The sequence below is a fragment of the Halomonas saccharevitans genome (genome assembly GCF_032333995.1).
Lineage (GTDB): Bacteria > Pseudomonadota > Gammaproteobacteria > Pseudomonadales > Halomonadaceae > Halomonas > Halomonas saccharevitans.
Map to the genome: position 1 here is coordinate 838,461 of NZ_JAVXUR010000001.1, position 17,035 is coordinate 855,495.

Below are 17,035 nucleotides of genomic sequence, written 5' to 3' on the forward strand. Positions count from 1 at the left end.
GCTACTGCATACGACGCGTATGCACTACTCGGGCGTCGTCTTGTTGGTTGCCTGGTCCATGGCGTCGCCCATCAGCTGGACGATGTCGTCACAGTCTCCTTCGTCGAAGGTCAACGGCAGCCTCAGGTCACACAGCGTGGCCAGGAGGCGATCGGCGTTCGGCAGAGGACGCGTCGCAGAGAGATAGCCCCAGCTGTCGTAGCGGCTGGTGTAATCCTCGGGCTGTGACTTGCCGTACCACTTGAGCGGGATGCCACGGGCCTCGCACCCGGCGACGAACCGGGCGATCTCGTCATGGCCAAGCGACGGCAGATGGAACTGTATCGAGCTGCCGACGAAGTCCTCCCGCGCGGGCCGCGGAATCGTTTCGACCGGGGCCATCTGGGCCAGACCCGCCTCCAGGCGACGATAGAGCGTGTTCCAGCGCTGCCGACGCGAGCCGAGCTCATCCAGCTGCGGGCGCAGGATCGCCGCGCGCAGATTGTCCATTCGCCCGCTCATGTTGGGCGTCACCAGGCGCGTATCGCTGAACGTCTCGGCCGGCGGGGCCGTCAGGTGGCGGTCGTAGAGCATGTAGGAGCCCGACATGATCACCGCGCGACGCATCACCTCGGGATCCTCGGTGCTCAAAAGGCCCCCCTCGCCGGAGTTGAGGTGCTTGTAGGTCTGGGTGCTGAAGCAGCCCACCTTGCCGAAGGTGCCGCTGGGACGACCGTCGTAGCTGGCCCCCATGGTGTGGGCGCAATCCTCGATCAGGGTGATGCCGTGGGCCTCGCAGACCGCCACGATGGCGTCCATGTCGCCGATGTGGCCGCGCATGTGCGAGAGCAGGAAGAAGCGCGCTCCCGTCTCCCGCGCCGCGGCGGCCAGATCGTCGGGGTCCACGGTGGTGTCCTCGAGGATGTCCACCAGCACGGCCTCACCGCCCGCGGCGTGGATGCTGCCCGGCACCGGCGAGAGCGTGAAGGCGTTGCACAGCACCGCCTCGCCCCGCTCGAGCCCGCAGGCGCGCAGCGCCAGCTGCAGCGCATAGCCCCCGGAGGCGCAGGCCAGTACATAGGGGACCCCGAGGCTTTCGGCAAACTCCTGCTCCAGCAAGGCGGTCTCGCCCTTCTCCCCCTCGACCAGGTTATAGCGGTGCAGGCGACCGGTGCGCATCACCGCCACCGCGGCCTCGATCGCCGCCTCGGCGATCGGCTCCTGCTGGGTAAAGGATTTCGGGAAACGGCGCATGGAACCTGCCTCAATAACGCTGCTGGTGATGGACGGGGAAATCCCACTGCTCGTCGGGGAAGTACTTGGTCAGGCGCCAGTCGCAGGCGCGGGCATGCCCTTCCATCCCCTCGCCGCGAGAGATGCGCGAGCCCACCGCGCTGAAGGTGCGGTTGGCCTCCTCGCTGAGCTGCTGGGTGGTCAGCACCTTCATGAACTTGTGCACATTCAGACCGCCGCTGTAGCGACCGGCGCGCTTGGTCGGCAGGATGTGGTTGGTGCCCGAGCACTTGTCACCGTGGGTCACGGTGCTGCCCTCGCCGAGGAACAGCGAGCCGTAGTTGCCGAGGTGCTCCTTCCACCAGTCGAGATCCTCGCACAGCACCTGCAGGTGCTCGCAGGCGTAGCGATCGCTGACCTCGACGACCTCCTCGCGGGTATCGCCCAGGATCACCTCGCCATGATCGCGCCAGGCGGCATGGATCACGTCGGCATTGGGCATGTCGTCGGCGACCTGGGGCACCAGCTCGATGACCCTCTGCCCCACGGCCTCGCTGGTGGTGAACAGCCAAACCGGCGAGTTGGTGCCGTGCTCGGCCTGGGAGGCCAGGTCGACGGCAATGGTCATCGGGTCGGCCGAGTCGTCGGCGATCACCGCCGATTCGGTCGGGCCGGCGAAGACATCGATACCGACCTGGCCGAACAGCAGGCGCTTGGCCTCGGCCACATAGGCGTTGCCCGGGCCGACCAGGATGTCGGCCTCGCGCCCGCCGAACAGGCCGAAGGCCATGCTCGCCATGGCGTGAACGCCGCCCATCTCGAGGATCATGTCGGCGCCGGCCACGTGCAGGGCGTAGACCACCGCCGGGTCGATGCTATCGCCGCGGGGCGGTGAACAGGCCACCACGTGTGGCACGCCGGCCGCCTTGGCCGTCGCCACGCTCATCAGTGCCGAGGCGGCATGGGCATAGCGGCCGCCGGGGATGTAGCAGCCGGCGCAGTCGACCGGCAGGATCCGCTGGCCGAGCAGTACGCCGGGCTCGGTCTCGATTTCGAAGGAGGTCAGGCTGTCGCGCTGCGCCTCGGCGAAGCGACGAATCTGGCGATGGGCGAAGTCGATATCGTCCTTGACCGTCTGCGGCACCCCGTCGATGAGGCGCTGGCGCTTCTCGTCGCTGAGGACGAAATCGTCGGTCCAGCCGTCGAACTTCTCGGCGTACTCGCGCACGGCCGGCTCGCCACGCTCGCGAATGTCGTCGAGCATCTGGCGCACCGCGGTGGTGACCCGCTGATCCTCGGCGGCGACGCCCTCGGCGCCCTCCGCCGTCTTGAGATGTCGAATTGTCATTGTGTTCTCCGCAATGGCGCTAACGGCTCAAATCTCTGATGAATCCCCCGGGGCGCGCCCCGGGGACGACGCTCAGGCCCCCTCGCGGCCGGTGAAAGGCCGGGGGCGGCCATCACGCCTGGTAGTCGGGAAAACCGAAGGCATCCGGGTAGCCAAACAGGGCCACGCTGCCGCCGGTGTGCAGGAACACCACGTTCTCGCCTTCCTTGAAATGGCCCTTGCGGATCAGGTCGATCAGGCCCGCCATGCCTTTGCCGGAGTAGACCGGGTCGAGCAGGATGCCCTCGTGGCGAGCCATCAGGGTGACGGCCTCGACCATGCTCTCGGTGGGGATGCCGTAGCCGTCGCCGACGTAGTCGCAGTTGGCCACGACGTCCTCGCGGGACACCACGCCGGAGAGTCCGAGCTTGGTCTCGGTCTTCTGGGCCAGGGCGAAGACGTTGGCCTCCTGCTTGTCCTGGGGCGCACGCACGCCCACGCCGAGCACCGGGATGCCGGAGTTGCAGGCGGCGAGGCCCGTGACGAGGCCTGCCTGGGTGCCGGCGCTGCCGGTGGCATGCACCAGGTGATCGATCTGCAGCCCCATCTCGTTGGCCTGGGCCAGAAGCTCCAGGGCGGCATTGACGTAGCCCAGGGCGCCGATCTCGTTGGAGCCGCCGCCGGGAATGATGTAGGGGGTCTTGCCCTCACCCTTCAGCTTCTCCGCCAGGGTCTCCATCTCGGCCGGCATGTCGGCGCCGCCGGGACGCTTCTCGACGCTGGCGCCGTGCAGCTGGTCGAGGAAGACGTTGCCGTTGTAGTTGTAGGCCGGGTCGTGGCTGCCGGTGCGGTCCTCGAGCAGGATATGGCACTCGAGGCCCAGCTTGCAGGCGGCCGCCACGGTCTGGCGGGCGTGGTTGGACTGGGTCGCGCCCTGAGTGATGATGGTGTCGGCGCCCTTCTCCAGCGCATCGGCCATCAGGAACTCGAGCTTGCGTGTCTTGTTGCCGCCGGTGGAGAGCCCCGTGCAGTCGTCGCGCTTGACCCACAGGCGCGGCCCGCCCAGCAGACGGCTCAGGTTGTCCATCGGCTCAAGGGGCGTCGGCATGTGGCCGAGCCGAACACGGGGAAAGCGGGAAAGATGCATACGAGCCTCCAGGCGAGTAATTTGTTGTGGCATAAGCGTGCTCTCGAAATGAGACGGTCAACGGGCCGGCGAACCCTGGTTCACCGCCGACCGGTCTGCCCTAAAACTAATACCTGCACGCCGATGCGGACCAATGCCAAGATGCTCGTGAACGGTTACTTTTTTGCATACACCACAGATACCACTGAACTGGCATTGATCCCTGGAAGATTGTGATGAAGATCGAGTGGATTGAAGATTTTCTTGCGCTGATCGAGGCGGGCACCTTTTCCCAGGCCGCGGAGATGCGACACGTCACCCAGCCGGCCTTCTCGCGGCGCATCCGCCAGCTGGAGGAGTGGCTGGGGGTCGAGCTGATCGATCGCCACTCGACGCGTCTCGCCCTCACGCCCCATGCGCGGGCCTACGAACCCTCGATGCGCGACTGGCTGGCGCGCCTCTACGCCATGCGCAGCCGCATTCGGGCGGATGCCCTGCACGGCCCGAGGGCGATCCTGACCACCCAGCACACCCTCACCGTGAGCTACCTGCCGCGACTGCTGCGCCATTTCCGTCAGCAGGCACCGGAGGCGCGCCTGCAGGTCAGATCCTCGGATCGCAGCGACTGCATTCGCCAGTTCCAGCGCGGCGAGGCCGACCTGCTGCTGTGCAGCGAGCTCGAGGGCGCGCCGCTGTTCCTTGATCGCGAGGAGATCGAGCGCGTCCCGCTGGGCGTGGAGCAGTTGATCCCCGTCTGCGCCGCCGGCCCGCATGGCCACCCCCTGTTCGACCTCGACGGCAAGGCGCATCTGCCGCTGATCGGCTACGAAGCGGACAGCTTTCTGGGGGGAGTGCTGGCCAGCCCCTACCTGCTCGACCTCCAGCGCCGCTTCGATACCGAGCTGGTCTGCGAGACCTCGTTCACGATCGGCATTCGCGAGCTGGCCCTGGCGGGCCTGGGGATCGGCTGGCTGCCCCACGGCCTGATCGAGGAGGACCTGATGGCGGGCCGGCTGGTCTCGCTGCGGGACATGCTGGGCGGCCCCAAGCTGGTCGTGGCCTGTTATCGCCAGCCCGACGTCGAAGCCGCCTCGCTGGAGACACTGTGGCAGCTGATGCACGATCGGCCACCGACGATATGAGCGCGGCGGGAAGGCTCGGCGCCATGGGCCGAGTGCGATAAGCTAGTGAGTACTGACCATCAATGAGCACGCGGCGCCGCCACTGGGTGACGCGCCGCCCAAGGAGGCATCATGAGCCATGGTATCCGTCGCGTCCTGTGCTGTGTGGGGCTGAAGATCGACTGCAATCCGGTGCTGGCGCAGGCGGTAGGGCTGGCGGTAGCCACCGGAGCCGAGCTTGAGGTGCTCCACGCGGTCAGGTCGCTGTCCGATGACGTCGTCAACACGCTCAGGGTCAACATCCCGGATCGGCAGATCCTCGAGACCCTGCGGGCGCAGCGTCTCAAGGAGGCCGGTGAAGTGCTCGAGACGAAGATCGAGACCTTCTGGGCCGGCCACCCCGAGCTCAAGGAGGCCTTCGGCGCGCGCGAAATGCCGCGCACCGTGCTGGAGGGCTATCCCGCCATCGTGATCACCGACTTCGCCCATCGCCGTGGCAGCGACATGATCGTGATGGCGGCCAACAAGCGCAGCTTCTCGGCCACCTATGCGGGCAAGATCACCAAGGGCGTGATCAAGCGCTCCCACGTGCCGGTGGTCGTGGTGCCGCCGCGTCGGGACTGATCCGCGGCAGCGACAGGGTGAAGACGGTGCCGTGCTCGGCGCTGCTCTCGACGTCCACTTCGCCGCCGTGCCACTGGGCGATCGAGCGCACGATGGCAAGCCCCAAACCGCCGGAATCCACCGAACCGGTGCGCGCGGGATCACAGCGATAGAACCGCTCGAACACCCGCGACAGGTCATCGGGCGCGATGACGTCACCCTGGTTCTGCACGCGCAGCGCTACCCTCTCCGCCGTGACTGCGGTGCTGACGCAGATCGGCGTGCCGCTGCGGCCGTGGCGCAGGGCGTTTGCCAGCAGGTTGGCCAGCGCCCGGCGCAGCAGCTCACAGTTAGCCACCACGCAGCCGCTGGCACGATGAATAAGCTCGCGCTCGTCGTCTTCCGCCATGCCCTCGAAATACTCGCAGAGCTGCTCGACCAGCAGGCCCAGGTCGACCGCCTCGCGGGGCGTATCCCTCGACGGATTCTCGGTACGCGCCAGCAGCAGCATGCTGTCGATCATGCGTGACAGCCGCTCGTACTCCTCGATATTCGACTCCAGCACCTGCCGGTACTCCTCGGCGCTGCGCTCACGTCGCAGGGTGTGCTGCGTCTGCCCCAGCAGGTTGGTCAGCGGCGTGCGCATCTCGTGGGCCATGTCCGCGGAGTAGCGGGCGAGCTGCATGAAGCCCTCCTCCAGACGATCGAGCATCTGGTTCAATCCGAGGCTCAGCGCGCCGATCTCCTGGGTCTCACCCTCATCGTTGAGGCGCCGATCCAGATGGCGCACGTCGATGCGGTTGGCCTGCTCGGCCAGGCGGCGCAGCGGTCGCAGCCCACGCCGACTCACCCCCCATCCCAGCAGGAAGGCCAGCAGCGCCCCGGCGACCAGCACCAGCCACAGCCGCAGCCGGTAGGCCGCCAGCATCTGCTGGCGCTCGCCGAGCAGCTTGCCGGCCACCAGCGTCAGCGCCCGCCCGTCTTTCTCGAGCGTCTGCCAGGCCAGGCGTGCCGGGATCGCACCGGACACGCCGTCGAGGCGCACACCGTCGCTTTCCGGCAGATCGGGCACCGGCAGCTGGCCCGGGTTCACCTCGATCAGCACCTCGCCCCGAGCGTCGAGGATCCACAGCAGGCTGTCGCGGTTGCCGAGCATGTTGGCGTAGAGCTGAGGGCGCTCGCGCAGAGCGGCAACGCTCTCGCCGTCGTCGAGCAGCGCCTCCATGCGTTCCAGGCGACCGCGCAGCATCTGGTCGTCGCGCCAGGCGATTTCCCGATTCAGCGAGTGATACAGATAGGCGCCGACGCTGCCCAGCAGCACCACGCTGACCAGGGCAAACAGCAGCGCCAGGCGCGCCGCCAGGGAGTTGAGCACCGGCATCAGGAACGATCCTCCAGCACGTAGCCCATGCCGCGCTCGGTGTGAATCAGCTTGGGCGTGTAGGGATCGTCGACCTTGGCGCGCAGCCGGCGCACGGCCACCTCCACCACGTTGGTATCGCTGTCGAAGTTCATCTGCCAGACCCTCGAGGCGATGTAGGTGCGCGACAGCACCTCCCCCTCGCGATCGAGGAACAGCTCCAGCAGCGCGAACTCCTTGTTGGTGAGCGCGATGCGCTCGCCCTGGCGGGTCACCCGGCGGCGCAGCACGTCCATCTCCAGGTCGGCCACGCGGAAGTGCTCGGTCTCACGGGGCGGGCCGCGGCGCAGCAGGGTGCGCACCCGCGCCAGCAGCTCGACGAAGGAGAACGGCTTGACCAGGTAGTCGTCGGCCCCGAGCTCGAGCCCCTTGACGCGATACTCCACCGCGTCGCGCGCGGTCAGAAAGAGCACCGGCACCTGGCTGCGACGACGGATCAGCTGCAGCAGCTGCCAGCCGTCCAGGCCCGGCAGCATCACGTCGAGGATGATCAGATCGAACTCTACTTCCGTGAACAGGTGCTGGGCGTCGAAGCCGTCGCGCGCCACCTCGACACGATATCCCGACTCCCCGAGCCCCTTGCACAGGTAGTCGGCGGTCTTCTGTTCATCCTCTACCACCAGGATACGCATGCTGCCCCTCCGCGAAATCGGCACAGAGTAGCCGGAGCCGCCCCCCTTGCCCATTACAAAGCTGTAATCCTGCCGTCAGGTGATTGACGAGGCCAGCGTGTCACGATGGCCTCGTCAATTCATCAGGAGGTTCTCATGACATCACGACTGGCTCGACTGCCGCTGCTCGGCGCCGCCCTGCTGGCCGGCAGTGTCCTCGCCGACACCGGTGCAGGCCTCACGCAGCAGAACATGTCGCTGGAGCTGGCCAATCGCCTGGTCGACTCCACGCTCGAGGCCTGCAACGCCGACGGACGCACCGCCGTGGTGGCGGCCGTCGATCGCGGCGGCAACCTGGTGGCCCTGCAGCGCGACGACAACATCGGCCCGCACAACACCGTGGCCGCCCAGCGCAAGGCCTTCACCTCGCTCTCTACCGGCACCAGCAGCCGGGCGCTTTCCAAGATCGCTCGCGACGATCCCGAGTCGGCCAACCTGAACACCCTGGACGAGCTGCTGCTGCTCGGCGGCGGCGTACCGGTGACCATCGACGGTGAAGTGATCGGCGCCCTGGGCGTTGCCGGCGCTGGCGGCTCCGCCATCGACGAAGGCTGCGCCATCAGCGCCATCGAGGACGTGCTGCCCCAGGCCAACGCCGGCCAGTAAGCCCGTTTTGGCAACATCCGAATTTGCAGCACCCGAATTTGCAGCACCCGAATTTGCAGCACCCGAATTTGCAGCACCCGAAAGCCTCGGGTCGACAGACCCTCGACACACGTTCCGATAGACCCACGACGGACGCGCCGACAGCGCCGTCGACAATACGCCAACAGGAGTCATCCATGAAAAAGATCCTCACTTCCGTCGCCGCCGGTATCGCCCTCAGCAGCGCCGCCGCCACCGCCATGGCCGCCGACAACCCGCTGAGCGTGCACGTGCTCAACATCCAGAACGGTCAGCCGTCGCCGGGCGTCGAGGTCGAACTCGAGCGTCGCACCGACGCGGGCTGGGAATCCATGGCCACCGCGACCACTGACGAGGCCGGCCGCATCAACGCCCTGTATCCCGAAGACGAAGCCTTCGAAGCCGGCGTTTACCGCGTGACCTTCGAGACCGGCGAGTGGTTCGCCGAGCACGACACCGCCACCTTCTTCCCGGAGATCCCGGTGCCCTTCCAGGTCGAGAACACAGAGCAGCACTACCACGTGCCGCTGCTGCTCAGCCCGTACGGCTACTCCACCTACCGCGGCAACTGATAACCGCCGGCGTGGATCGGCTCGTCAGCGTCGATTCACGCCAGTGAGTTCATTCAAGCCCGCTCACGTAAGACCGTTCATCTAAGCTTCAACATCGTTTCAATATCGCTATTGCCGGAGGTTTACCATGCTTTCCAAGTCACTTGCAGGTCTGATGCTGGCCACTGTCATGCTCGCCGGAACGGCCCAGGCCGACCCGGCCACCGAGCGTGCCCTTGGCCTGAACGAGGCGACGATCTCCTACGCCGCGCCGATGGACATGACCGACCTGGAGGTCTTCGCCGGCGGCATGCTCGGCGACTCCACGGCCATGATGGAGGCGCGTCAGCGCCTGCAGCAGAGCCAGAACGCCACACGCGATCTGGCCCTGATGCCCAGCGGTCTGTATCCGGCCCGCGAGGCGACGGGCAGCTAAGACACTCCGCCTGCCACACGAAGGGCTAGCCGAAGCGGCACTCGGCCCTGGTGTGGGATGAGGCGATAGCGAAGATGCCAGTCGGCGAAAGCCGACTGGCATCGTTGCGTCGGGGGCACACCAATCTGGGCGACACGTTGATCTGTGTGGGTGGGGATGCACCGGATCAGAACGAGGCGAGCAGCCGCCCCAGTGTCTCCATGGCCCGCTCGCTGCGCGCCGTCCACGGGTGGCCATAGCTGAGGCGGGCGCAGTGGCGAAAGCCCTGGGTAGCCGAGAAGATGGGGCCAGGAGCCAGGCTGACGCCCTGGTCCAGGGCCATGCGGAACAGGCGCAGCGAGTCGATGTGTTCCGGAAACTCGACCCACAGGAAGTAGCCGCCCTCGGGCCGGGTGATCCGGGTGCCGGCGGGAAAGTGCCGGTCGGCGGAGGCCAGCATGGCGGCCTGCTGCGCTTCCAGGGCATGGCGCAGCGTGCGCAGGTGGCGGTCAAAGCCGCCGCGCAGCAGGTAATCCGCGATGGCCGCCTGGGCGGGGATCGACGGGGAGATGGTCGTCATCAACTTGAGCCGCGAAATCGCCCCGGCGAAGCGCCCTCCCGCCACCCAGCCGACCCGATAACCGGGCGCCAGGCACTTCGAAAACGAACCGCAGTGCATCACCAGTCCCTCGTCGTCGAGCCACTTCACGGGCGTCGGCGGCGTGCTGCCGAAGTACAGCTCGGCGTAGGCATCATCCTCGAGCATGGGCAGCCGATGGCGCTTCAACAGGGCGTAGAGGCGACGCTTGCGCGCATCGCTGAGGCTGGCGCCCTGGGGGTTCTGCAGGTGGCTCATGAACCAGCAGGCCTTGATGGGCAGGGTCGCCAGGCGTTCCTCGAGGATATCGAGGTCGATGCCCTCACGCGGATGCACCGGTATCTCCACCGCCTTCAGTTCGAGCCGCTCCAGCACCTGGAGGCTCGCGTAGAAGGCCGGCGCCTCGATGGCCACCAGATCGCCCGGCTGAGTGACGCACTGCAGGCCCAGGTTCAGCGCCTCCATGGCGCCGTTGGTGATCACCAGCTCCTCCAGGGGCAGCTGCATGCCGCCGAGCGTGTAGCGCAGGGCGATCTGGCGGCGCAGGTCGGGATGACCGGCGGTCATGTCGGCAATCACCGCGTCGGGCGACAGCCCGCGCAACCCCCGCGCCATGCTGCTCGCCAGGCGCGACAGGGGGAAGAGCTCGGGGCTCGGAAAGGCCGAGCCGAAGGGCACCGTACTGGTGTCCTGGAGCGACTCGAGCACCGAGAAGACCAGTTCACTGACCTCCACCTCGGCGGGATCCGCCCGCTGCACACAGACCCTGGGCTCCTCCATCAGGCGCCGGGCATGTGCGCGCACGAAATAGCCCGAACGGGCCCGCGCCGTGATGAGCCCGCGGTTCTCCAGCAGGTAGTAGGCCTGGAACACGGTTGACGGGCTGATGCCGTGGCGCTGACTGGCCTGGCGCACCGAGGGGATGCGCTCGCCGGGCGCCAGCACGCCCTGGCGAATGAGCGTCGCAATCCTGTCGGCAAACTGCTCGTAGCGCTTCATCGGCTCCGCATCCGGCGAGTCGGGGGGAGCGTCAGCATACCCCACCCGAGGCGCTCGCGGCGAAAACAGGCTCGGCCGGGGAGAGAAACCACAGCACAGCAGCAAGCGCCTCAGCAGAGGGTGCAGGGAGCATCTGATATGGCTTTTTGCTTGCCAACTGAGCCTGTTATGCCAAGCACACGGCACGCATAGTGCGGGTGTTGCCCGCCTGCCCTTTCCCTGGATACCGATATGACGCAACGCATTCCCCTTCACGACCTGGCGGCCGAGGCCGGGGTCGGTCACCACGAGCCCGCCGGCACCCCGCCGCCGGCGAGGCCCGCCACGCGCTCGCGCCTCTACGTCCGCGAGATAAAGGGAGTCTTCCAGCGCCTGCGACGCCGCGCGAACTGGGTGCTGATGGCGCTCTACGTCGGGGCGCCCTGGCTCCGCTTCGGCGATCGCCCCCTGGTCTGGTTCGACCTGCCGAGCCGCGAGTTCCACCTCTTCAGCGCCACCTTCTATCCCCAGGACTTCATCCTGCTGGCCTGGCTGCTGATCGTCTGCGCCTTCGGCCTCTTCCTGATCACCGTGCTCGCCGGACGCGTCTGGTGCGGCTATGCCTGCCCGCAGAGCGTCTGGACCTTCCTGTTCATCTGGTTCGAGCATCGGCTCGAGGGCCCGCGGCACCGGCGCATGCGTCGCGACCGCTCGCCTCGACGCCTCGATGTGCTGTGGCGCAAGGCCGCCAAGCATGGCGCCTGGCTTTCCATCGCCTTTGTCACCGGCCTGACCTTCGTCGGCTACTTCACGCCGATCCGCGAGCTGGTCGTCGACCTGGCGAGCCTCGACGTCGGCCCCTGGGCGCTGTTCTGGATCGGTTTCTTCACGCTCTTCACCTACCTCAACGCGGGCTGGCTGCGCGAGCAGGTGTGTCTGCACATGTGCCCCTACGCCCGCTTCCAGTCGGCGATGTTCGACGCCAACACGCTGATCGTCTCCTACGATGCCGCCCGCGGCGAGCCGCGCCGCGACCGCCAGCACAAGGCCGCGGGCCAGGCCGCGCCGGCGGGCGACTGCATCGACTGCGAGCTGTGCGTCCAGGTGTGCCCCACCGGCATCGACATCCGCGACGGCCTGCAGTACGAGTGCATCGGCTGCGCCGCCTGCATCGATGCCTGCGACGACGTCATGGAACGCATCGGCAAGCCGCGCGGCCTGGTGCGCTACACCACCGAGCGGGCCCTGGCCGGCCAGCCCTCGCGGATTCTGCGCCCCCAGCTAGTGGGCTACGCCATTGGGCTTGCCGTGATGATCGGCCTGATGGTGGCGTTCATGGTCGATCGCACGCCCCTGCAGTTCGAGATCGAACGGGATCGCCAGCGGCTCTTCACCCAGGTCGCGGAAGGGCGCGTCGTCAACCACTACACCCTGACCCTGCGCAATCAGGACGACCGGGCGCATCGCTTTCGCCTAGACGCGAGCGGGCTCCCGGCGCTCGCCTTGATCGGCCCCGACGTCATGGAAGTGGGAGCGAACAGCACCCAGCGCTGGCGGGTCGCGCTTCAGGCCGAGCGCGAGGCCCTGACCCGGCCGAGCCACCCCGTCACGCTGAGGATCGTCGCCGCCGGCGACGGGGCGCTTGCGATCGAGCGCGAGACGCGTTTCCTGGGGCCGGCCGCCCCGCGCTGAGGGCGCCGCAAGACACTCCAAAAAAAGCCCCCTCATCGAGGGGGCAAAAACAGCAAAGCATGGAACATCGCAAGGTGTCGCAATCAGGCGTGCCGATCGAAACCGTTATCCAGGAACGGATAGTCGGTGTAGCCCGTCTCGTCGCCGCCATAGAAGGTATCGGGGTTCGGCTCGTTGAGCGCGGCGCCGACGCGGAAGCGCTCGACCAGATCCGGGTTGGCGATGTAGGAACGCCCGATGGCCACCGCATCGGCGATCCCGTCGTCGATGATCCGCTGGGCGCGCTCGGCGTCGTAGTGGCCGCAGAAGATCAGGCTGCCGGAGAAGCGCTCACGCAGAGCGCGACGGAACTCATCGCTGAACCGGATATCGCCACCGGCCCAGTCCGGCTCGTTGACGTGTACATAGGCGAGGCCGCGACGAGACAGCTGCTCCATCAGGTAGAAGGCCATCTCCTCCGGCTCATCGTCGGTCAGGCCGAAGATCTCGATGAAGGGCGTCAGGCGGATGCCGGTGCGCGCGGGCCCGAACACCTCGGCCACCGCATCGACCACCTCCAGCGGGAAGCGGGCGCGGTTCTCCAGCGAGCCGCCGTACCGATCGGTGCGCTGGTTGGTGCCGGTGGCCAGGAACTGGTTGAGCAGGTAGGCGTTGGCCGCGTGCACCTCGACCATGTCGAAGCCTGCCCGCTTGGCGCGAATCGCCGCCTGGCGATAGTCGTCGACGATACCGGGGATTTCGTCGGTCGCAAGCGCGCGCGGGGTGCTGGTCTCGTGACGACCGGCGCTGCCGTCCTCGAACTCGACGAAGCACTGGGCCCCCTCGCCCTTCAGGGCGCTCGGCGCCACCGGCGCCTGGCCGTCCGGCTGCACCATCTCGTGGGAGACGCGGCCGACGTGCCACAGCTGCAGGGCCATGCGTCCGCCCTTGGCGTGCACGGCCTCCACCACGTCCTTCCAGCCGGCTTCCTGCTCGTCGGTCCAGATGCCGGGGGTATAGACGTAGCCCCTCGCGGTGGGCGAGATATTGGTCGCCTCGCTGATGATCAGCCCCGCGCCGGCACGCTGGCCGTAGTAGGCCTGCTGCAGCTTGCCCGGCACGCTGTCGGGCGTGCGGGCCCGGGTCAGCGGCGCCATCAGGATGCGGTTGGGCAGCGTCAGGCTGCCCAGGCGGGTCGGTGTCAGCAGGGTCTGGTTCGCCATGCGGTAACGTCCTCTTCGATAGGTGTGAAACTGGGCTCGGCGCCTTGCATCCGAACTGATTAGACCAGTTTACTAGTAACGCTCGAGCGCTGGCTACCCCCGCTAATGATGAACGCGTTAATCAAGGCGCGAGGCGGCACCGTGCCGGCGATGCACGGGCCTCGCCGGCGGGCAGACCCGGGGCCGAGGCAAGGCTTTACATCCGGGCGCGACGAAGCCTATGATCCAGACAGCGCCGATTTGAATTCCAGCTTGCGGGCGCTCTACAAATGCCGCTAAAGCGCTGCCAGAGGCCCGCTTTAGCACACGCAAAGCGGGTTTTTTGTTGTCTGGCCCTCGGGCCGCCGCCGATTTAAGCACCAACTTGCGGGCGGCATAGAAATGCAGCTAAAGCGGCGTGCGACTCCTCTCCCCTGGGTCGGCGCTTGCCGAACCACCCTTTCCAGCGAACCCCAGGGGAAACGGAGACGATCATGACCTACCGCACCACTATCGCTCGCACCACCACTCACGCCTCGGCCGCCGTCACTCGCCGCCACTCGTTGGCCGCTCTGCTCGCCGAAGACGACATCGTGCGCCCGGAACTGCGCAACGACGCCATCCTCGAGGCGCAGCGCACATCACGAGGCGCGTCACGGGCGCGGCCACAGAATCACCATGATCGGCGCGATCCTCGATGACGGCGAAGGGGCTGGGCGAAGGGGTTGGACGATGGGCTCGAGTGAAGGACATAAGAAAAATGCATGCCAGGCGATAAGCCAACGGCCCTACTCGTGCAGCGGCGCGCCAGTCACCATGCCGGCGATCGTTAGCGTGATGACCAAGCCACACGAGGATGCCCTTCATGCCCACCCGACCCGCGTTCGTCCTTCACGAGCAGCCGCCCTCGGTGCGCCTCGAGAACGGCGATGCCTCCCGTGAGATCAGCCCGCTATGGCTGCGCGAGCGCACTCAATTGCCCGACCAGCTGGAGCCGATGACCCAGCAGCGCCTGTTCGATTCCCACGCCATCGACACCGACCTGACGCTGACCGAGGTCGCCCGGGTCGACGATCACCACGCGGCGCTGGCCTTCAGCGACGGCCATCGCGAGACCTACGATCTTCGCGTGCTGGCCGCCGAGCTCGATGACGCGGCGAGCTTCCCCGCGGCCGAGCCCTGGGATGCCCGACTGGACGCGGATCGCGTGCGCTTCGACTGGCAGAGGGTGCTCGCGGAGCCCGGCTACTTTCGCGCCTCGCTGGATGCCTATCTGCGCTATGGTCACCTGGTGCTCTATAACGTGCCCACCGACCCCGAGCGTATCCTCGAGGTCGGCAGTCACTTCGGCTACGTCAAGGAGACCAACTTCGGCCGCTACTTCGAGGTCTACTCGCGGCCGAGCGGCAACGACCTGGCCTATCGCAGCGTGGCGCTCGGCCCGCACACCGACAACCCGTACCGAAACCCGGTGCCGGGCATCCAGCTGCTGCACTGCCTGGTCAACGAGACCCAAGGCGGGCTCTCGACCCTGGCCGACAGCCTCAAGGTGCTCGAGCGGCTGCGCCACGAGTCCCCCGAGGGCTATGCGCTGCTCAAGACCACGCCGGTGCGCTTTCGCTTCGTCGATGCCGGCACCGAACTCGTCACCCACCGCACCATGATCCAGACCGACGACGACGGCCACCCGACCGGCGTGCATTACAGCCCGCGGCTCGACGCCCTGCCGCTGCTCTCCGATGCCGAGACTCGGCTCTTCCACGCCGCCCGGCGGCGGCTCGGCGAGCTGCTCGCGGACCCGACCTACGAGCGTCGCTTCGCCCTCAATGCCGGCGAGCTGATGCTGTTCGATAACAGCCGGGTGCTGCACGGGCGCACCAGCTATGACAGCAGCGAGGGGCGCCGCCACCTGCAGGGCTGCTACCTGGACACAGACGGCCCGCGCGAACGCTTCGCGAGCCTAGTGAAACATCATGATTCGATCGAGGAGGTCGCCTGAATGGAACAGGTCGCATTCCGTCAGATGAAGGACGGCACCCGGGAAGAGTACCTCTTCCTCGAGGGCCTGGAGGAACAGTTCAACGCGGGGCTGGTGGACCGCCTGCTGGATGCCCTGCGCCAGCTCGAGCACAGCCTGAGCGGCTACCGGGTCACGCGGCTGGAGCACTCGCTGCAGTCGGCCGCCCGGGCCGAGGCCGACGGCGCCGATGAGGACATGATCGTCGGCGCCCTGCTGCACGACCTGGGCGATGATCTGGCGCCCTACAACCACTCCCAGCTGGCCGCCTCGATCATCCGCCCATACGTACGCGGCGAGGTGACCTGGGTGGTCCATCACCACGGTCTCTTCCAGACCTACTACTTCGCCCACCACTTCGGCATGGACCCGAACGAGCGCGACCGCTATCGAGACCACCCCTGCTATCAGAGCTGCGTCGACTTCTGCGAGCGCTACGACCAGGCCTCCTTCGACCCGGACTACCCCACCCCGCCCCTCGAGCACTTCGAGCCGATGCTGCGCCGCGTCTTTTCGCGCACGCCCTTCGACCCGGCGGTGATCGGCGAGGAGCATCCGCTGGAGCCGTAAGGGGTCTCAGCGTCCGCCATCGGCGAGGTCTTCCGCGGGGCGCAGGGCCGCCAGCACGCGCTCGAACTCGGGCCCGGCGGGGCGGTCGCTGCGCCGGGTCAGCCAGTAGCCCTCGGCCATGGGCAGCGTCTCGGGGCTTGCGCATTGAAGCCGCCCGGCCTGCAGCGCCGCCCGGCAGAGGGGCAGCGAGCCCAGCAGCACCCCGGCGCCGGCCTCGGCGGCGCGCAGGGCCTGCGCCAGGCTATCCAGGCGCACCACCGGCATGGGGCCGGGGCCCGCCTCCACTCGCTGATCCCACTCCCGCCAGCCCAGCCGTGGCCCGGCCACGGCGATGCGCGGCAGGCCCCGCCAGTCCTTGACGCCGGCCAGCAGCGCCGGTGTTGCCATGGGCGCGAGCACCTCGCCGAACAGCCGATGGCTGACCCGCTCCGGCCAGTCGCCCTTCCCGAAGCGAATGTCCAGGTCGGCCTCCGCCTGGGCGTAGTCCGGCCAGCGATGCATGGTGGAGAGAACCAGCTGTCGCCTGGGCAGCTCGACCTGCAGCGCGGCCAGGCGCGGCACGATCCAGAGCTCGATCAGCGAGACCGAGGCCATCAGGCTCAGGCGGGTGCGAGGCGCCGCGAAGAGGCTGTCGGCGCTGTGGGTGAGCCGCTCGAGCGCCTGCTGCACGTGGGGCAGCCAGGCCTCGCCCTGCAGCGACAGGGTCACTCCCCGCGCCTGGCGCTCGAACAGCGACACCCCCAGCCGCTCTTCCAGGTGGCGGATGCGCTGGCTGACGGCGGCCTGGGTCAGCCCCAGCTCCCGGGCCGCAGCGGTGAAACTGCCCAGCCGCGCTGCCGATTCGAAGACCCGGACCCACTCCAGCGAGGGCAGCAGGGCGGTGGATTCAGCCATAAGAAATTTGCACCTCTCACCCCAAAAACCGTTGA

17 protein-coding genes are annotated in these 17,035 nt (G+C 67.5%); 9 read left to right on the forward strand and 8 right to left on the reverse strand.

The genetic code is table 11. The features are described from left to right. Positions 1–24: 24 nt before the first annotated feature. The 3 genes from RSO68_RS03880 to RSO68_RS03890 form a co-directional block, all read right to left on the reverse strand. On the reverse strand, positions 25–1,233 hold the full coding sequence (locus tag RSO68_RS03880; protein ID WP_315585515.1) for a DegT/DnrJ/EryC1/StrS family aminotransferase: 1,209 nt from the start codon (positions 1,231–1,233) through the stop codon (positions 25–27). A gap of 10 nt (positions 1,234–1,243) precedes the next feature. Further along, positions 1,244–2,560, reverse strand: a complete 1,317-nt coding sequence (hisD, locus tag RSO68_RS03885; RefSeq protein ID WP_315585516.1) for a histidinol dehydrogenase — start codon at positions 2,558–2,560, stop codon at positions 1,244–1,246. Between the two features lie 112 nt (positions 2,561–2,672). Further along, on the reverse strand, positions 2,673–3,686 hold the full coding sequence (locus RSO68_RS03890; protein ID WP_315585517.1) for a D-cysteine desulfhydrase: 1,014 nt from the start codon (positions 3,684–3,686) through the stop codon (positions 2,673–2,675). Between the two features lie 215 nt (positions 3,687–3,901). On the opposite strand from RSO68_RS03890, the gene RSO68_RS03895 reads away from it, so the two are divergent. Together RSO68_RS03895 and RSO68_RS03900 are read left to right on the forward strand one after the other, a co-directional pair. Then, complete coding sequence (locus tag RSO68_RS03895) at positions 3,902–4,807, forward strand: LysR family transcriptional regulator (protein WP_315585518.1); 906 nt, start codon at positions 3,902–3,904, stop codon at positions 4,805–4,807. 111 nt (positions 4,808–4,918) lie between these two features. Next, on the forward strand, positions 4,919–5,410 hold the full coding sequence (locus tag RSO68_RS03900; protein ID WP_315585519.1) for a universal stress protein: 492 nt from the start codon (positions 4,919–4,921) through the stop codon (positions 5,408–5,410). Here RSO68_RS03900 and RSO68_RS03905 read toward each other — a convergent pair. Together RSO68_RS03905 and RSO68_RS03910 are read right to left on the reverse strand one after the other, a co-directional pair. Next, positions 5,361–6,770: a heavy metal sensor histidine kinase gene (locus tag RSO68_RS03905; RefSeq protein ID WP_315585520.1), complete on the reverse strand. Its 1,410-nt coding sequence runs from the start codon at positions 6,768–6,770 to the stop codon at positions 5,361–5,363. The two genes, RSO68_RS03900 and RSO68_RS03905, sit on opposite strands and share 50 nt — an antisense overlap. Then, positions 6,770–7,441, reverse strand: a complete 672-nt coding sequence (locus RSO68_RS03910) for a heavy metal response regulator transcription factor (protein WP_089850920.1) — start codon at positions 7,439–7,441, stop codon at positions 6,770–6,772. The genes RSO68_RS03905 and RSO68_RS03910 overlap by 1 nt, the downstream gene beginning before the upstream one ends. Before the next feature lie 135 nt (positions 7,442–7,576). Here RSO68_RS03910 and RSO68_RS03915 point away from each other — a divergent pair, with 135 nt between their 5' ends. The 3 genes from RSO68_RS03915 (at position 7,577) to RSO68_RS03925 (ending at position 9,091) form a co-directional block, all read left to right on the forward strand. Continuing rightward, complete coding sequence (locus RSO68_RS03915) at positions 7,577–8,086, forward strand: GlcG/HbpS family heme-binding protein (RefSeq protein ID WP_315585521.1); 510 nt, start codon at positions 7,577–7,579, stop codon at positions 8,084–8,086. A 176-nt stretch (positions 8,087–8,262) separates the two neighbouring features. Next, positions 8,263–8,676: a hydroxyisourate hydrolase gene (gene uraH / locus RSO68_RS03920; protein WP_089850916.1), complete on the forward strand. Its 414-nt coding sequence runs from the start codon at positions 8,263–8,265 to the stop codon at positions 8,674–8,676. A gap of 127 nt (positions 8,677–8,803) precedes the next feature. Next, on the forward strand, positions 8,804–9,091 hold the full coding sequence (locus RSO68_RS03925; protein WP_315585522.1) for a hypothetical protein: 288 nt from the start codon (positions 8,804–8,806) through the stop codon (positions 9,089–9,091). 166 nt (positions 9,092–9,257) lie between these two features. Here RSO68_RS03925 and mapR read toward each other — a convergent pair whose 3' ends face one another. Further along, entirely contained in the window at positions 9,258–10,667 is a 1,410-nt protein-coding gene (mapR, locus tag RSO68_RS03930) for a GntR family transcriptional regulator MpaR (protein ID WP_315585523.1), read from the reverse strand. A gap of 231 nt (positions 10,668–10,898) precedes the next feature. Between mapR and ccoG the strand changes: the two genes are divergently transcribed. Next, complete coding sequence (ccoG, locus tag RSO68_RS03935) at positions 10,899–12,338, forward strand: cytochrome c oxidase accessory protein CcoG (RefSeq protein WP_315585524.1); 1,440 nt, start codon at positions 10,899–10,901, stop codon at positions 12,336–12,338. 83 nt (positions 12,339–12,421) lie between these two features. Here ccoG and RSO68_RS03940 read toward each other — a convergent pair whose 3' ends face one another. Continuing rightward, positions 12,422–13,540 (reverse strand): alkene reductase, encoded by a 1,119-nt coding sequence (locus tag RSO68_RS03940; RefSeq protein ID WP_315585525.1) that lies wholly within the window; start codon positions 13,538–13,540, stop codon positions 12,422–12,424. Positions 13,541–14,013: 473 nt separating this feature from the next. On the opposite strand from RSO68_RS03940, the gene RSO68_RS03945 reads away from it, so the two are divergent. The 3 genes from RSO68_RS03945 to RSO68_RS03955 all read left to right on the forward strand — a co-directional run bounded on the left by RSO68_RS03945 (position 14,014) and on the right by RSO68_RS03955 (position 16,106). After that, on the forward strand, positions 14,014–14,220 hold the full coding sequence (locus tag RSO68_RS03945) for a hypothetical protein (RefSeq protein WP_315585526.1): 207 nt from the start codon (positions 14,014–14,016) through the stop codon (positions 14,218–14,220). Between the two features lie 164 nt (positions 14,221–14,384). Further along, on the forward strand, positions 14,385–15,518 hold the full coding sequence (locus RSO68_RS03950; protein ID WP_315585527.1) for a TauD/TfdA family dioxygenase: 1,134 nt from the start codon (positions 14,385–14,387) through the stop codon (positions 15,516–15,518). Further along, a complete protein-coding gene (locus RSO68_RS03955; RefSeq protein WP_315585528.1) occupies positions 15,519–16,106 on the forward strand; it encodes an HD domain-containing protein in 588 nt (195 codons plus the stop codon). 6 nt (positions 16,107–16,112) lie between these two features. Here the strand turns inward: RSO68_RS03955 and RSO68_RS03960 are convergent, their stop codons facing one another. Next, on the reverse strand, positions 16,113–17,000 hold the full coding sequence (locus tag RSO68_RS03960; protein ID WP_315585529.1) for a LysR family transcriptional regulator: 888 nt from the start codon (positions 16,998–17,000) through the stop codon (positions 16,113–16,115). Positions 17,001–17,035 lie beyond the last annotated feature (35 nt).